Annotated in this window: 14 protein-coding genes and 1 tRNA gene; 8 read left to right on the forward strand and 7 right to left on the reverse strand. The window is 54.2% G+C overall.

The window, feature by feature from the left end; translation table 11 throughout:
• The first annotated feature begins 219 nt into the window (after positions 1 to 219).
• Positions 220 to 2,328: a TonB-dependent receptor plug domain-containing protein gene (locus tag RQ738_RS04130; RefSeq protein WP_314162236.1), complete on the forward strand. Its 2,109-nt coding sequence runs from the start codon at positions 220 to 222 to the stop codon at positions 2,326 to 2,328.
• 70 nt (positions 2,329 to 2,398) lie between these two features.
• Here RQ738_RS04130 and RQ738_RS04135 read toward each other — a convergent pair.
• From RQ738_RS04135 to thiO, 3 genes are all read right to left on the reverse strand, one after another.
• Positions 2,399 to 2,474: transfer RNA gene (locus RQ738_RS04135), tRNA-Thr, on the reverse strand.
• A gap of 68 nt (positions 2,475 to 2,542) precedes the next feature.
• Complete coding sequence (locus RQ738_RS04140) at positions 2,543 to 2,971, reverse strand: Fur family transcriptional regulator (RefSeq protein WP_314162238.1); 429 nt, start codon at positions 2,969 to 2,971, stop codon at positions 2,543 to 2,545.
• Positions 2,972 to 3,035: 64 nt separating this feature from the next.
• On the reverse strand, positions 3,036 to 4,154 hold the full coding sequence (gene thiO / locus RQ738_RS04145; protein ID WP_314162240.1) for a glycine oxidase ThiO: 1,119 nt from the start codon (positions 4,152 to 4,154) through the stop codon (positions 3,036 to 3,038).
• A 172-nt stretch (positions 4,155 to 4,326) separates the two neighbouring features.
• Here thiO and RQ738_RS04150 point away from each other — a divergent pair, with 172 nt between their 5' ends.
• The 7 genes from RQ738_RS04150 to RQ738_RS04180 all read left to right on the forward strand — a co-directional run bounded on the left by RQ738_RS04150 (position 4,327) and on the right by RQ738_RS04180 (position 11,670).
• Positions 4,327 to 4,815: a GspH/FimT family pseudopilin gene (locus tag RQ738_RS04150; RefSeq protein ID WP_314162242.1), complete on the forward strand. Its 489-nt coding sequence runs from the start codon at positions 4,327 to 4,329 to the stop codon at positions 4,813 to 4,815.
• 2 nt (positions 4,816 to 4,817) lie between these two features.
• Entirely contained in the window at positions 4,818 to 5,336 is a 519-nt protein-coding gene (gene pilV / locus RQ738_RS04155) for a type IV pilus modification protein PilV (RefSeq protein ID WP_314162244.1), read from the forward strand.
• The gene (locus RQ738_RS04160) at positions 5,333 to 6,457 is read left to right on the forward strand and encodes a PilW family protein (RefSeq protein ID WP_314162246.1); all 1,125 of its coding nucleotides are present in this window, start codon (positions 5,333 to 5,335) and stop codon (positions 6,455 to 6,457) included. The genes pilV and RQ738_RS04160 overlap by 4 nt, the downstream gene beginning before the upstream one ends.
• Positions 6,458 to 7,024 (forward strand): pilus assembly protein, encoded by a 567-nt coding sequence (locus tag RQ738_RS04165; RefSeq protein WP_314162247.1) that lies wholly within the window; start codon positions 6,458 to 6,460, stop codon positions 7,022 to 7,024.
• Between the two features lie 194 nt (positions 7,025 to 7,218).
• The gene (locus RQ738_RS04170; RefSeq protein WP_314162248.1) at positions 7,219 to 10,863 is read left to right on the forward strand and encodes a pilus assembly protein; all 3,645 of its coding nucleotides are present in this window, start codon (positions 7,219 to 7,221) and stop codon (positions 10,861 to 10,863) included.
• A gap of 19 nt (positions 10,864 to 10,882) precedes the next feature.
• A complete protein-coding gene (locus tag RQ738_RS04175) occupies positions 10,883 to 11,245 on the forward strand; it encodes a hypothetical protein (protein WP_314162249.1) in 363 nt (120 codons plus the stop codon).
• A 23-nt stretch (positions 11,246 to 11,268) separates the two neighbouring features.
• On the forward strand, positions 11,269 to 11,670 hold the full coding sequence (locus tag RQ738_RS04180) for a type IV pilin protein (protein WP_314162250.1): 402 nt from the start codon (positions 11,269 to 11,271) through the stop codon (positions 11,668 to 11,670).
• Positions 11,671 to 11,678: 8 nt separating this feature from the next.
• Here the strand turns inward: RQ738_RS04180 and ispH are convergent, their stop codons facing one another.
• From ispH to ileS, 4 genes are all read right to left on the reverse strand, one after another.
• Positions 11,679 to 12,611 carry a 4-hydroxy-3-methylbut-2-enyl diphosphate reductase gene (gene ispH, locus RQ738_RS04185; protein WP_314162364.1) on the reverse strand — a complete coding sequence of 311 codons (933 nt, stop codon included), beginning with the start codon at positions 12,609 to 12,611 and terminating at the stop codon, positions 11,679 to 11,681.
• A 5-nt stretch (positions 12,612 to 12,616) separates the two neighbouring features.
• Complete coding sequence (locus RQ738_RS04190) at positions 12,617 to 13,078, reverse strand: peptidylprolyl isomerase (protein WP_314162251.1); 462 nt, start codon at positions 13,076 to 13,078, stop codon at positions 12,617 to 12,619.
• A 314-nt stretch (positions 13,079 to 13,392) separates the two neighbouring features.
• The gene (gene lspA / locus RQ738_RS04195; RefSeq protein WP_314162260.1) at positions 13,393 to 13,869 is read right to left on the reverse strand and encodes a signal peptidase II; all 477 of its coding nucleotides are present in this window, start codon (positions 13,867 to 13,869) and stop codon (positions 13,393 to 13,395) included.
• A 132-nt stretch (positions 13,870 to 14,001) separates the two neighbouring features.
• Positions 14,002 to 16,833 carry an isoleucine--tRNA ligase gene (gene ileS / locus RQ738_RS04200; protein ID WP_314162267.1) on the reverse strand — a complete coding sequence of 944 codons (2,832 nt, stop codon included), beginning with the start codon at positions 16,831 to 16,833 and terminating at the stop codon, positions 14,002 to 14,004.

Here is a 16,833-nt window from a genome sequence, read left to right on the forward strand (position 1 = left end):
CGCGGCCCGTTGTTCCACCAAATCACCACGCCCACGCGACTCCGACCCCCTATCCTCAGCCCCTTTAACAAAATACCCACCACAAAGAAAGTCTGGATAATGACGTGAAAATTTGGCCTAATCAGGGTCGTTAAACAAGGGCGAAATATTCTAGTTGCACGGACAAAACGGCTCTGACCTGAAATACATCAAAAAAAACCATAACGGATATACGTTTTCATGCTATCGCTATCACGTCGAACATGGCGCGCCTGCCATGTCTTTACCTTGCTGGGTCTGGCCTGGTCGGGATTACAGGCAGCCACTGACAAACCGCTCATCACCGAAGACGACCTGTATAGCGAACTCCCCTTCACGCTGACAGCCACCCGACTTTCCCAGACGGCCAAAGACAGCCCGGTATCGATTACCGTCATTGACCGGGAAATGCTCGAGGCCTATGACGCGCAGGAATTTATCGATGTCCTGCGGCTCGTGCCCGGCTTTCAGGTCGTGCACCCCAGTAGTCACCGCGTCAGCACGACCTACCACGGGCTCGGCGCTGAATATTCGCAACGCATGCAGATACTGGTTGACGGCCGCTCGGTCTATTCGCCTATGTTCGGGAATGTGCAATGGATGGATTTACCACTCGAGGTTGAGGATATTGAGCGCATCGAGGTGATTCGTGGCCCGAACGCGGCCAGCTACGGGGCTAATGCCTTTAATGCTATTGTGAACATCATTACCCGTCACCCCGTGGATACACAGGGCAGTTTTTTCAAGGTGGTGAATGGCGCACGCGACACGCAACGCTATATGGCGCGCTTCGGTGAGCGCACCGACAATCTCGATTATCGCTTCAGCCTGAGCCATCGTGGCGACGGGGGCTTTGACAGTGATGAATTCCCCGACGATAAGCGCATCAGCAGTCTCAGTTTTCGAGGTGACTACCAGGCCGATCTCGATGACAGCTTTCAGTTTCAATTTGGCATTAGTGAATCGGAATACCAGGAAGGCAGTACTGACCCGGAAGACACCCTCGATGAGCCACTACGTGACGTTAATACGCAGACCAGTTTCCAGTTATTCAAATGGCAACGCCAGCTAGACGTCAACGAAGCCTTCAGCCTGCAGTTTTCGCATAACTACCAGCACGTCAAGGACAATTCTTTCACCGCCCCGATGAACGAGATCGTTGGCTTTGACCTGGCTGGCGCCATTACCGCGAATACCGGCGTACCCACTGCCAATGAACAACTGGCGCTGCATTACGGGTTTCTGACCCATCGTTATGACCTGGAATTCCAGCATACACTCGAGCCTTACCGTAACCTGAGACTCGTCTGGGGCGCCGGCGCCCGTCTGGACCAGGTCGGATCAAAGGGCTATTTCGATCGTGCCAGCGACCGGGATTATTTTAACAATCGCACTTACCGTTTATTTGCACACAGTGAATGGCGCCCGTCAAAAGCATGGACCATCAATGCCGGGGTGATGGTGGAGAACAATGACCTTACCGGCACGGACCTGTCCCCGCGCCTGTCAGTCAATCATCATTTCACCGACCAGCATACCCTGCGGGCCAGCTACTCGAAGGCCCTGCGCACGCCGACCATCTTCGAAGAATATGCCGATGCGGTTATTAAACTGAGCGACGGTCGCGAACTGGATCAATTGTATACCAACAGCAACGGCCTGCAGCCTGAGAAAATCACCTCACTGGAACTGGCCTACATCGGCCATTATCCGCAGTTCGGTATTGATGTTGACGTCAAGCTCTTCTACGACCGCATTCGCAATACCCTGAATGAGCTGGAAGATGAGGCCTACAATGATCCCCTTAACGACCTGGTCGGTGCCAACGTCTCCAACCGTGTATTTATTTTTCAGAATGAAGGCTATACCAACCTGAAGGGACTCGAGGCCCAGCTGCGCTATGACCTGGGACGGGGCACCCGCATTCACCTGGGTTACACCCTGCTCGATGTTGAAGGCCGCCGCCAGAGTGACATCAATGATGAAGGGATCATTGGCAATTCAAGCTACAGGGATTACGAATTCGAGGCACCGCGTACCATCGGCACACTCCAGCTGATTCAGGATATTGATCATGACCTGCGCGGCAGTGTCGCCTTTCACCGTTACAGCCGCTACCGCTTTGCTGGTGGCAATGGAACCGGTGACTTTAAAATCCTCAACTGGCGCCTGGCAAAATCATTTCGTTCCGGCGATACAAAAGCAAAGGTCGCGATGACGTTCCAGAATATGCTAGATGAGTTTTTCGATTATGAACGCGAACAGCCATTTGAGAGCAGGGTGTATTTATCCCTGGAACTGGGCTTTTAGACAGGTCGCGACGCGCGCTGCAACAGCCGCATAAAAAAAGCTGGCCCGCCCGTGACAGACCAGCCCGAACTGGTGCCGGAAAGAGGAATCGAACCTCCGACCCCTTCATTACGAGTGAAGTGCTCTACCGACTGAGCTATTCCGGCAATGGAAACGTGCCGGGCATTATACATAAAACTTCTGGCGACTGAACTATATAGCGGCAGGCGGGGGATCAGGCAGACGGATTATGCCGGTTACGGATGCGCACAATAATATCGACGCCGTCCACCTCGGTGCCTTCCGGCAAGGCCGGCAATTCACCCAGCAGCAGTTGATCCGGCTGGATGTCACTCAGTGTGCCGCTATCCACATTGAAGAAGTGATGGTGATGACAGGTGTTCGAGTCATAGAAGGCGCGAGACGGATCAACAATCACTTCACGTAACAAGCCCTTGCTCGCAAACAGGCCCAGGGTGTTATAGATGGTCGCCTTGGAAACACTGGTCGCGCCACGGTTCACCTGCTGCATGACCTGATCGGCAGACAAGTGCTGGTCTTGCGACAGCATGATCTGCGCGACCTCGATACGCTGGCGGGTCGGATAAATTCCGTGTGCCTGCAGGCGTTCGACGATTTGTTCATGGTCAGGTGTTTTCAGCATAAATTAGAGTATATGTCCTGGCCGGGGGCAGATCCAAGGGATTCACCGCGAATTTTCTCCATTTTCACCCTGAATTCACACACCTGGCAGGGAGATAGGCAGCCGGGGCTACCTCGGGCGGCAGCCCCAGCAAGGTTGCCGCCAGTAAGGCGGCTGAAGCGGGACCAAGCACGACACCATTGCGATAATGCCCGGCATTGACGTAAAGGTTTGATATTTCTGGATGTCTACCAATAAACGGGGTGCCATCCGGCGACCCCGGGCGCAGGCCCGCCCAATGCTTTTCTACCGGGAAATGGGCCAGCGCCGGGACTATCTCCAGGGCCGAGGCCACCAGCTCCTCACGTGCAATGGCGGTAATCTGCTTGTCAAAACCGACATGCTCAAGGGTGCTTCCGACCAGGACCCGCCCGTCACGACGCGGGATGACATAGCGATCCTTATAGAGCAGGATCCGCTTCACCGTGCCCGGCTCGGTCCGGAACAACAGCATCTGGCCACGCACCGGGCTAACCGGCAATGTCAGGCCCAGCGGCGCCAGCAGGTTCGCGCTCCATGCCCCGCCTGCGATCACGATATGCCCGGCGGCGAAGCGTTCGCCCTGTTTTGTCTGCACGGCCGTTGCCCGGCCAGCTTCATTGAGAATAGCCACCACCTCGCAGTCCTGGCGGATATCTGCGCCGAGCGCCAGCAGACTGGCACGCAGAGCCTGCACCAGGCGCGGGTTCCTGACCTGGGCCACCTCGGGCAAAAATACCGCCTCCCCGCTTCCGCTTACCTGCTCGCCCAGTTCCGGGGCACAGCCTGTCACCTCGTCCGCCGCCAGCACCTGCAGATTTACCTCGAAGCGTGCCGCCCACGCCCGCGCCGCGTCAATATCCTCGCAAGCCGCCATGAGCAAGCCACTTTGTGTCCACTCGGCATCCCCGCCGCCCTCTTCGCACAACGCGTCAACAAGCGCCGGGTAGACTCGCTGGCTGGCACGGGCCAGAACAGACACGGCATCCGGATAACGCCACGGGTAGAGCGGTGACAGGATCCCGCCGCCGGCCCAGGACGACTCGCGGCCGGTCTCACCTCGCTCGAGGAGTTGCACCGACAGGCCGCCCCGCAACAACTCACGCGCCGTGAGCATGCCGATAAGGCCACCGCCGATAATGATGCAATCCGGGGTTCTGGACATAATAATTAGGGAACCGAAAAATGGCCTCTTGAGTGGGTGATTTCCGTTGGCTGGTCTATATTAAAAACATAATTATACCTGACTCCGAGCGACTTGACCGCTTATCCGGGCATCTGACCGCTTGGTCGGAATCAGGCAGACAAGCCGCCCATCACTTGCTAAATATATGCTTATGAAAAACTTACGCGGATTCACCCTTATTGAATTGATGATCACGATAGCCATCGCGGCGATCCTGTTATCCATCGCCGTGCCCAGTTTCACTGCCATGTTCAGAAATAACCGTATTACAACCCAGGCCAATGAGTTTATTACCACCGTCAACCTGGCGCGTAGCGAGGCCATTCGCCGCGGCACATCCATAACGATCAGTTCTACCAGCGGCACCAATGCCTGGGAGGGTGGATGGTCTATGACCTCTAATGGCAGCACACTACGCCAGACCGCTGCCCTGCCAGGGGGAAATACCCTGACCGCCTCTGGTGCAGCCTCCACCTTCACATTTGACTCGCTCGGCAGGGCCTCGAACCTGAACCAGGATGCCAGTGCCAGCGATGAAAGAACCCTCACACTCTGTAACAGCGGCACGACTACCGGTCGGGAGATCAAGATACTATTTACCGGCCGTCCTACAATTAAAACCATTACCACATGCCCATGATTATGATGCCCTCAAAACCTTACTCGCGTGGTTTTACCCTGGTCGAAGTGCTGGTCGCTGTTTTCGTGCTGGCCATTGGCCTGCTTGGCCTCGCCGGTTTGCAGGCAAAGAGCCTGCAATTTAACTACAGCGCTTACCAGCGTTCACAGGCCACCATCCTTGCCTACGACATCATCGACCGCATGCGGGCCAACCTCGGTGAAGCACAAGCTGGCAATTACGACATCACCGACACTGCAGGACCACCGAGTAGCACCAACTGTCAGACCAACTCTGCAACCTGTGGTGCCAGCACCATGGCCAGTTTTGACCTTAGCCAGTGGAAATGCGCACTCGGCACTTACGATGCAAATACCGCCTGTACTACTTTTGGTATTAAAGGCGCGCTCCTCGAAGGTGTTGGCAGCGTTGTAACCAACGCCGGTGTTGTCACCGTAACGGTTAAATGGGCAGATGACCGCACAAAGGAAAGCACGGACAACGCCCGTAAAACATCATTTACCGTGAGTACAGCGCTATGAGTATGTCCAATAAACAACAGGGTTTTACGCTTATTGAGCTCATGATAGCTGTTACCCTCAGCCTGCTTCTGCTCACCGGTGTGATCCAGATATTCCTCAGCAGCAAACAAAGCTATCGCACGGCAGAAAGCCTGTCACGCACGCAGGAAAATTCCCGTTACGCCATAGATGCCTTATCCAGAGACCTGCGTTCGGCCGGCTTTCAACCCTGCAAGAAAACCGGCCTGCTGGCCAATGTGGTCAACGGTGCCCCATCCAGTCTTAATTTCTTCGGCGCACCGCTGGTAGGCTATGATGGTAGTAATGGCACCTTTGATAGCGACTTCCCTGCCGTCGGCACGACGGCCGGAGCGCGGGTTGCCGGTGCCGATGCCGTTCGCATCATCCGCGGTGGAGGCACCGGCTTCAGTGTAGACATCCACAACGCCACCTCTGCACAGTTCAAGCTGGTCGGTGGCACACATAATTTCGTAGACGGTGATATCGTACTGGTCTGTGACAGTGAAAATTCCTCGATCCTGCAAATCACCAACGCCAACCAGACCAATGTCACCATCGTCCATAATAACGGTACCGGTACCCCGGGTAACTGCACCAAGGGCCTGGGTTTTCCTGTCCCCAGCCCTTGCACCGCAAACGGCACCGCGAAAACATACGGCCCCGGTTCACAGATCGTCAGCATCGAGTCCTTCATCTATTACCTCGGCATCAGCGCCTCCGGCAATGCTAATTCTCTCTATCGCAAGCGGCTAATTAATAGTGCTGGCACACCCACCCTCGGCAATGCCGAGGAACTGGTTGAAGGCATCGAGAGTCTGCAAATCGTCTACGGTGTAGCACCAGACCCCGTCAGCCCCGCGCAGCGTTATGTCACCGCCGACCAACTAACCGGCGCCACTACAGCGGAGACCGAGGCCAATTGGCAGAATGTGGTCAGCGTACGCATTGGCCTGCTCATGGTCACGCCGGACGAAATCAGCGCCAAGGATGACACCAGCACTTACAATGTCGTCGGGACTGATATCGCCAGCAGCGGCTCTGGTCTAACCTATAGCTCTGATCGCCGTCAACGTTACATCTTTACTTCCACGGTAAAGCTGCGTAACCGGGGGACTTTATAAATGTCTATGATGCCTACAGCCCCAGCCCGACAACAGCAAGGCGCGGTATTGATCATCAGCATGATCATCCTCCTGCTGCTCACCATACTGGGTGTAACCAGCATGCAGGGCACGAATCTGGAAGAGCGTATGGCCGGTAATATGCGAGACCGCCATGTCGCCTTCGAGTCGGCCGAGGCCACCCTCGCCGAGGCCGAGGCCTTCCTCGACACCATCGCTGTCACCAGCGCCTTCCGCGACAATACGGCCGGACTTTATGATGGCACCTACCTTGACCTGTGGAAAACCGTTGATTGGGCAGATGCAACTAAATACCGTAGCGCCGCCAATATTACGACCAGCCACGGGGTAAGCACCGCACCAAAGTACATTATTGAATATATTTCCGAGCCGAGTTCCACGTCTGAATCAAAGACCAATCTGGATAACTATGGTGGCACTTCAGCCGGCGGGGGTGTTGCCCTGTTCCGCATAACAGTACGTGGCACTGGAGGTTCAGATAACAGTGTGGTCTTTCTGCAAACCGTCTACGGTGTTAGCGGTGTAACCGGTAGTAATAACCTGTAATGAAACAGAATATACGCAACTTTAAGAAAGACGGGAGCACAATGATGAGTTTCCTCCACATGCAAAGACCTCATAAACTATTTTCTGGTACAACGGCCGCTCTGCTAGTCATATCTAGCACGCAACTAGCCGCGGGCAACCTGGATATTGCAAATAATGCCTTGGAAATTTCCACCGGTGTTGAACCAAATATTATGCTGCTTGCCGATGACTCCGGCAGTATGGACCTCGGCCTCGTGACCACGGAAGCACGCGGAGAGTTACATCTACCCGAAGGCAGTAGCTCCACGAGTAATGCCTATAAATATACACACCCCGCTCCCGGTGCGACCGGCGATTACCCCGCGCCCAACCGTGGTTCTTTCGGCCGCGACAATGTCGTGCCAACTCAGGAGTTTCTTGCCGCCGAAGGTATTGCAGCACCGCAAGGTGGAGTCTGGCGTGCCTGGAATCATAATTACAACAAGATTTATTATAACCCGGATGTCGAATACACTCCGTGGGAAGGCCAAGATGTTAATGGCGCTAAATATACCGACGTTAATGTTAACAATGCCCCCTATAACCCGTATCGCCCCAGTGATGGCGGCCTCGACCTCACCGCTAGCATCAGCTATGACACGGATTGTAAACTTACCGACTGCTTAAACGATGATGACCTCGACGGTACCATTACCGTCACCGGTTTTTACCCTGCCCGCTACTATACCTGGACAGATACCGATGCCGATAGCGTAGTCGATGCTGATGACGCTCACACGCTTATTGAAATCAGGTCTAGCAATTTTCCAAAGAACCGCGCGGGCACGCGTACGGATTGCGGCGGAAATGGTGATGCCGCTTCCACAACATCCTGTAGCTATGCCAATGAAATACAAAACTTCGCCAACTGGTTCAGTTATTTCCGGAAACGTGACCTAACCGCAAAGAGCGCCTTCAGCAAGGTCATCGAACCCACCACCAGCGCACGCATTGGCTTTGCCACCATCAACAACAATGCCACTAACCGCATTAAAGCTGAATCGATGAATGTATCCATCAACAGTGGCAACAAGCTGGCCCTGATTGACGAGATCTTTTCTACCATTCCCAATGGTAGTACACCATTACGCCAGAACCTCCGCGATGTCGGCCGCTATTTCGAGTGTGTTACCGGCAACATCTTTGGCCTGTCGGCCGAATCACCCGCCGAAGATCCCGAGGACCCATCAACAGCCAATAACTGCCCGATATTCAAGGCCCCAGCCGGTAGCTGCCAGCAAAACTACACGGTCCTGATGACTGATGGTGACTGGAACGGGAGTTCCCCTTCTGTCAACAATACCGACGGAGGCACATCCAACAGTGACTTTGATGGTGGCTCCTTTGCCGATACCAGCAGTGACACCCTCGCCGACGTCGCCATGCATTATTATGAACGCGACCTGCATAGCGGTACTGGCAGTCTGGACAATAACGTACCGACCACTGCCCGCGACCGGAACCTCTACCGTGGCAGCACCGACCCGTTCGAGAGCATGCACCAACACATGGCCACCTACACAATAGGTTTCGGCGTTAACGGCACACTGACTGCCAACCCGACCGATGCCAACACAGCCTTTAGCTGGCCGGATCCCACTGATGGTGCGGCAGAAAAGATCGATGACCTGCGCCATGCCGCCTGGAATGGACGCGGGCAATTTTTAAGCGCCAGTGACCCGGGCACACTGACCTCCTCCCTCGAGGATATTTTTAGTGAGATTACAGCAGGTACCGGCGCGGCTTCTTCCGTGGCCTTCAATACCCAGAACCTGGAGAGTGGTGCACTGGTGTTCCGTGCCTTCTTTGATACCAACACGAATACCGGCAGCCTGATTGCGCAGGATGTGAGTATCACCGGCCAAATATCATCTTCGGTACGCTGGAATGCTGCAGAGGAACTTGATAGTAAAACGAGTGCCAGTTCGGATAGCCGCGAAATCATCACCTACGATGACCTGGCAACTACACCTGCCGGCATCCCGTTCCAATGGTCAGATCTGAATGCCACCCAGCAAGGCCAGCTCAATACACCTGTTGCCGGTAGCACTCCTCCTGACCCATTGGGCGAGGAGCGTCTTGAATACCTGCGTGGCCAGAGTGAGAAAGAAGCCGGCAAGAAACCAGCCACTAATGAAAATTTCCGTGACCGCCCGCTTGTTGGAGGAAAACTCGGTGACATTGTCCATTCCACGCCGGTCTTTGTCGGTGAGCCCCCCTTTAGTAATCGGGATCAGGCCCCCTTCCCTATCACAACAGCGGATCTATACAGCGCTTTTGAGGACAGCTATAGAAACAGACGCGAAATGGTCTATATCGGTGCCAATGACGGCATGCTGCACGGCTTTGATGCCAATGACGGTGAAGAGGTCTTTGCCTATGTGCCAAATATCGGCTTTGACCAGTTATCCAAGCTGACAGACCCCAACTATAACCACCGTTATTTTGTCGACCTGTCACCTGCCGTTAATGATGTTTATGCAAATCTCGGTGGAGGTGCCAAATGGAATACTGTGTTGGTAGGTGGCCGCGGTGCGGGGGGGCCGGGCTTTTTTGCCCTTGATATCACTGACCCGACCGAACTTGATACCGAAGCAGAAGCTGCTGACAAGGTTCTGTGGGAATTCACCCAGGCCGATGATTCAAATCTTGGTACTCCGATCACAGAACCATCCATCGTCATGACCAATATTAGCAGTGGTGGGCAACGTCGCTGGGCAGCGATCTTTGGTAATGGCTATAACAGCGCCAGCACTGACGGCAATGCCGAACTCTTTATCGTCTTTCTGGATGGTGGTGTAGATGGCGATTGGACCGATACGGGTGACTACATAAAGATCAGTACTGGCAACGGTAAGGCGCAAAGCGCCGATACCACGACACCCAACAGCCTCGGTGGCGTGCGCAGTATCGACACCGATCAAGATGGCAGTGTGGATGTCGTTTATGCCGGTGACCTGCAGGGCAATGTCTACCGCTTCGACCTGAGCGCTACTACAACCTCCAGCTGGAATATGCAGACTTTATTTACAGCCAAATATGGCAGTGACTCCGGTCCTGTTCAACCCATCACGAACCGGCCAATTGTTGTCAAGCATCCAACGGAAGCCGGTTACCTGGTCATCGTCGGAACGGGGAGCTACTTTACCACCGATGATATATCGGATACATCAATTCAATCCATCTACGGCCTATGGGATGACTTCAGTGCAGCATCAGACAGCATCAGCACCAACAAAGTCGTCAGCCACGATCGCTTGGTGGAACAAAGCTTCACCAATCAGGCTACGACAATCAGTGGCTTTACCGTACGCACCCTGACCAATAATACAATCTCACAATGGGGCCACACCGGTGGCACAGTGAAAAAAGAAGGCTGGGTCATTAATCTTGATGTACCACCTGCAGGCGGTACTGGAGTTGAATTCCCTGGAGAACGTGCCGTGCGAAACTTCATTCTACGAGGAGGGTTATTGTTTGTTAATACCGTTATACCCAAGAGCAGTTCTGCCTGCACCGTAGGCCCGGGGGGATTTGAACTTGGCTTTAATCCTATAAATGGTGGTTCCGGGTCCGATATTGTCTTTGACTTAAATAATGACGGCAATTTCAATGAAAGCGATAATGTCAGTGGCGCTGACGGGGATGCCAATATTGTTACGGGTATACGATTTGATGAATCCACTCCTACTGACTCATCATTCATCGGTAACCGTAAGGTTACCCAGACCAGTGATAAGTCTATCCGTAGTGTCGGCACCAATACCGGCAATGACAATGCTGTCGGACGTAACTCATGGCGTGAGCTTGATCTCTAAACACCAGAGGAATATGAATATGCGCACTACAAAATTATTTATCGTCCAGCTATTGGCTATTGCGATGCTGCCGGGTATGAACGGTAGTTATGTGCTTGCTGACGAACAGGGGAACTCTGCTCCGAGCTATTACCCATCTGATTTTCAGAAAAAAGGTATAGTTCGAACTATCAATGCTGGCCAGAAACAGCTAATTATTGATGGGCTAAGCTATCATTATCAGGTAGATCTTCAGGTTCATAGTCCAACACAAAAATATGGAACCGTCTATAGCTTAAAAGAAGGGCAAATAATAGGTTTTAGTTATAAGGAAGACCTAAATGGTAAGCGTATAATAACTGAAATCTGGGTGATACCAAACACTGAATACCAAGGTGGCTAATATTTAGGAAAGGTTAAAAAATTATGAAAAAACAAATTGGCTTCACCCTTATCGAGCTCATGATCACCGTAGCCATCGTCTCTATTCTGGCGGCCATTGCCATCCCTGCTTATCAGGATCAGGTAGTCAAGACACGTCGTACAGATGGTAAGGCCGGATTAACCAATGCAGCCCAGGCACTTGAACGCTGCTTTAGTCAGAATGGTAAATACACCACCTGTACAGGCCATGGCAATGGGACCTCGATAGACTCCGAGGAGAGCTGGTACAAAATAGGTATCGCCACAACAGCAAGCACTTATACCTTAACTGCCACACCGCAGGGCGCACAGGCGACCAAAGATACCAAATGTAAAAACCTGACACTGACAGAGACTGGGCTTAAGGGTAAAAGTGGCACCGGAACGGTTGCTGAGTGCTGGTAAGAGAGAAATTATTTTTGTAATACCTTCGGCAGGGTAAAGGTCACATTCTCTGCCTCACCTTCAGCCTCGGTGGCAGTCTCTGCACCGAGGCTTTTTAATTTCTCAATCACCTGTTGCACAAGGATTTCTGGTGCCGAGGCACCTGCAGTGACACCGATATTACTGACATTTTCAAACCAGCCAGTTTGGATATCATCTGGCCCATCAATCAAGTAGGCACGCACATTATTCTTTTCCGCAATCTCGCGCAGACGATTCGAGTTTGAACTGTTCGGCGAACCGACCACGAGCATGGCCTGGCATTCCCTGGCCAGTCGCTTGACGGCGTCCTGGCGGTTCTGCGTGGCGTAACAGATATCATCTTTCTTCGGCCCGACGATATTCGGGAAGCGTTCACGCAAGGCCTCAATGACGCGCTGCGTATCATCCATGGACAGGGTGGTCTGGGTCACGAAGGCGAGCCTGTCTTCATCATGCACTACCAGGCCGGCGACATCTTCCGGCGTCTCGACCAGGTGCATGGTGCCATTCTGTTTTTCGATCTGGCCCATGGTGCCCTCGACCTCCGGGTGACCGGCATGGCCAATGAGGATACAGTCACGTTCGGCCTGTACATGGCGCACGACTTCCATGTGCACCTTTGTGACCAGAGGACAGGTGGCATCGAACACGCTCAGGCGACGCCGGTCGGCCTCGGCGCGCACGGCTTTGGCAACACCGTGAGCACTGAAGATCACCGTGGCCCCATCCGGCACCTCGTCAAGTTCATCCACGAAAACGGCACCTTTGTCACGCAGGTCGGAGACGACAAAACGATTATGCACAACCTCATGCCGCACATAAATAGGCGCGCCAAACAGCTCGATGGCACGCTCGACGATCTCGATGGCCCGATCGACCCCGGCGCAGAAACCGCGTGGATTGGCCAGCATTACCTGCATCGTCATTACTTGCCCCCGGCCTGTTCACCGACAGCCAGCACCTCGACATCAAAGGTGATGCTGTGCCCGGCCAGTGGATGGTTAAAATCGACCACCACGAGGTTTTCATCCGGTAACTCCAGGATCTTGCCGGGTATCTCTTCACCGGATGGCGTCGTGAAGCCGATAATCAGGTTCGGCTCCAGTTCCATTTCGGCAGGAAACTTGTCACGGCTCATCAGGTGTACATTGGTCTCGTCAGCAAAGCCAAACGCCTCTCGCGGGTCGAGCTGCACGCACTGGCGATCACCGGCACGCAGGCCGATGAGCGCAGCCTCCAGGCCCTCGATCAGTGAACCATCACCCATGGTGAAGCGCAGTGGGTCAGTACCCTCGGTCGACTCAATCACGGTGCCATCTTCAAGCGCCAGCGTGTAATCGATCAATACATTGCTGCCCGCTGCTATTTTTTCTTTATTGTCAGTCATAAATACAAAACCTTTTGACAGGACTAACCTTAATGGCTTTCGGTAGGTCGGCTTAGGAATCGAAGATGACGTAAGCCGACATAGCCAGGCTATCTTATGCGTCGGATTACGCGCCTTCGCGCTAATCCGACCTACATGTTAAAACTTTTGACAGGATTAACAGGATGCTTAAGAGATGAACCTGTGGCATAAGCAACATCATGTTAATCCTGTCAATCCTATCTATTCATTTTTTCAAAAAATACGTCGGGGTAACCGCCTGATTACCTCGCCTTTACTCCTGAACCAATACAAAATTACTATTTAGACCCTTGTTAACCCTGTCCCGGTTCTTTCTTCAAACCAGATAACCCGTCGATAATCAGAATCACGGCACCCACCGTGATGGCGGCATCGGCAATGTTGAACGCTGGCCAATAATAGCTTTTGTAATACCACTGGATAAAATCGATCACGTAGCCATGGTAGATGCGGTCAATCACGTTGCCAATGGCCCCGCCAAGAATCAGTGACAATGCCGCTGCCAGCCAGGTCTGCCGCGCATCGAGTCTTTTCAGCCATGAGACAATAATCACCGCGACTACCGCAGCGAGGCTGATGAAGAACCAGCGCTGCCAGCCACCGGCGTCGCTCAGGAAGCTGAACGCCGCGCCCGTGTTATGGGCGAGGTACCAGTTGAATGAAGGCATCACCGACACCGGCACATGAAACTGTAACTGCGTACTGGCCAGGTACTTTGTAACCTGGTCGAGGACGATCACGATTCCCGAGAGCCATAACCACTTAAGCATTATTTATCACCATAATTTAGCGCAGAGTTCGCAAAGAGAATTCTGAATTCCCTTGTGCTCAAAAAAAGGCGATATACACAATCTATCAGTTCCTCTGCGTTCTTTGCGTCTTTGCGTCTCTGCGTTGGGCTTTTACGCAAAGCGACGACTCTCACCATCACCTTCGACATTCTCCACGCAACGACCACACAGCTCCGGGTGTTCATCATGACTGCCCACATCCTCACGATGGTGCCAGCAACGCGCGCATTTCTCATGTGCTGATGCCGACACGGAAACCCACAACTCATCACCACTGCTCAGCGTATAGTGCCGGGCCTCGGCCGGTGGATTTCCTGCGAGGTAGGTGCGTGCCGCGGAGGTAATCAGGACAAAACGCAGCTCGTCTTCGAGGGCATTCAGTTTATCCAGTATTTCGCTACCACAATACAGGCCGACCTCGGCATCCAGGCCGGAACCGATTACCCCGGCCTTACGCGCGGCTTCCAGTTCCTTGTTCACACAATCCCGGACTTCACTGATCTGTTCCCAGTATGCCAGTCCCATTCCGGCACTTAATGGCATCGGCGACAGATCGTACCAGGTCTCGAAGTAAATCGATTCACTACGCTCACCCGGGATATGTTGCCAGATCTCCTCGGCGGTAAAGGTCAGGACCGGCGCAAACCAGCGCGCCAGTGCCTCGATGATATGGTACATCGCCGTCTGCGCGGAACGGCGGGCAATGCTATCCGCCTGGGTCGTGTACTGGCGATCCTTGATAATATCGAGATAGAAACCACCCATGTCCACGGCACAGAAGTTATGCACCAGCTGGTAAATGCGGTGGAATTCGTAACTCTCGTAAGCAGCCAGCACTTGTGTCTGCACTTGTGCGGCACGCATGACCGCCCACTGGTCAAGGGCAAGCATGTCGGCTGGCTCGAGTATATGCTCGGCCGGTTCAAAACCGTGCAGGTTCGAGAGCAGGAAGCGCGAGGTATTGCGCAGCCGCCGGTACGTGTCCGCCGAACGCTTCAGGATCTCATCGGAGACACTCATCTCCTTGCTGTAATCGGTCGCCGCGACCCACAGGCGCAGGATGTCGGCACCGAGTGTCTTGATAACCTTCTGCGGGGCAACCGTGTTGCCCTTCGACTTGGACATTTTGTGGCCCCTGGCGTCGACAGTAAAACCATGCGTCAAAACCGCCTTGTAAGGTGCCTGACCGCGCATAGCCACGGCAGACAACAAGGACGACTGGAACCAGCCGCGGTGCTGATCGGAACCTTCCAGGTATAAATCGGCCGGGCAGGCCAGCTCATCACGCCGCTCCAGAACTGCGCGGTGCGTCACGCCGGAGTCAAACCAGACATCCAGCGTATCCGTTACCTTGTCATAATCGGCAGCGGCATCACCAAGCAATTCTGCCGCTTGCATCTCGAACCAGGCATCGATGCCCTGTTCTTCAATACGCCCCGCGACTTGTTCGATCAAGGCTTGTGTATCCGGATGCAGGGCACCCGTGCTCTTGTGCACAAACAATGGAATCGGCACGCCCCAGGTGCGCTGACGCGAGATACACCAGTCCGGACGGCCCTCGACCATGCCCTCGATACGCGCCTGACCCCAGTCCGGCATCCAGCTGACCTGCTGGATCTCTGCCATGGTCTGCTGCCGCAAGCCATTCTGCGACATGCTGATGAACCACTGCGGTGTGGCGCGGAAGATAATGGGGGTCTTGTGGCGCCAGCAATGCGGGTAGCTGTGTCGCAACGCGGCATGGTGCACAAGCTTGCCATTGGTTTTCAGGGTTTCTACTACACCATCATTCGCCTTGAAGACATGCTCGCCGGCAAACAACGGTGTATCCGGCAGGAAGCAACCATTGCTGCCAACCGGGTTATCAACCTTGAGCTTGTAACGCATACCCACCACGTAGTCATCCTGGCCATGGCCAGGAGCCGTGTGTACACAGCCGGTACCGGCCTCGGTGGTCACATGCTCACCGAGGATCACCGGCACCTCGCGCGCGTAAAACGGGTGACCCAGCATCAGGCCCTCAAGGTCGCTGCCCTGGCAATAGGCGATCACGCGGTAGTCATCGATTTCGTAACGACCCATCGCATCCTTCATCAATGCCTCGGCCAGCAGGATACGCTCTGGACCTTGCGGGCCATGACATTGCACTACTGCATACTCGAGTTCAGGGTGAACCGCGACGGCCCGGTTGGCGGGCAGGGTCCAGGGTGTTGTGGTCCAGATAACCACGGATATCGGTCCCTCACCATGATGTTCGGTATGTCGGCAGCGCGTCATCAGCGCTTCTTCCTCGAGGACATTGAAACGGACATCAATCGCCGGCGAGGTCTTGTCTTCGTATTCAACCTCGGCCTCGGCCAGCGCCGAGCCACAGTCTGTACACCAGTGCACCGGCTTCACACCCTTGTGCAGGTGACCGTTATCGATAATCTTGCCGAGGCTGCGGACGATGTCGGCCTCGAAAGCATAATCCATGGTCAGGTAGGGATTGTCCCAGTCACCGATCACCCCCAGGCGCTTGAAGTCTTCGCGCTGCTTGTCGACCTGCTTGCCGGCATATTCGCGGCAGGCATTACGGAACGTGCGGGCATCGACCTTTTGCCCGGCCTTGCCGACCTTCTTCTCCACGTTCAGTTCGATAGGCAGGCCATGACAGTCCCAGCCCGGCACGTAAGGGGCATCAAAGCCTGACAGGGTGCGGGACTTGATAATGATGTCCTTGAGGATCTTGTTGACCGCATGGCCAATGTGGATCTCACCATTCGCATACGGCGGGCCGTCATGCAGGATGAACTTGTCCCGGCCGGCACAGTGCGCGCGCAGCTTGCTGTAGATATCCAGCTTTGCCCAATGCTCGAGCAGGTGCGGTTCGCGCTGTGCCAGGTTGCCCTTCATCGGAAAGGCCGTGTTTGGCAGATTGAGTGTGTGTTTGTATTCAGCCAT

Origin of the sequence: Sulfuriflexus sp., assembly GCF_032250955.1 — a bacterium.
Taxonomy (GTDB): Bacteria; Pseudomonadota; Gammaproteobacteria; order AKS1; family AKS1; genus Sulfuriflexus.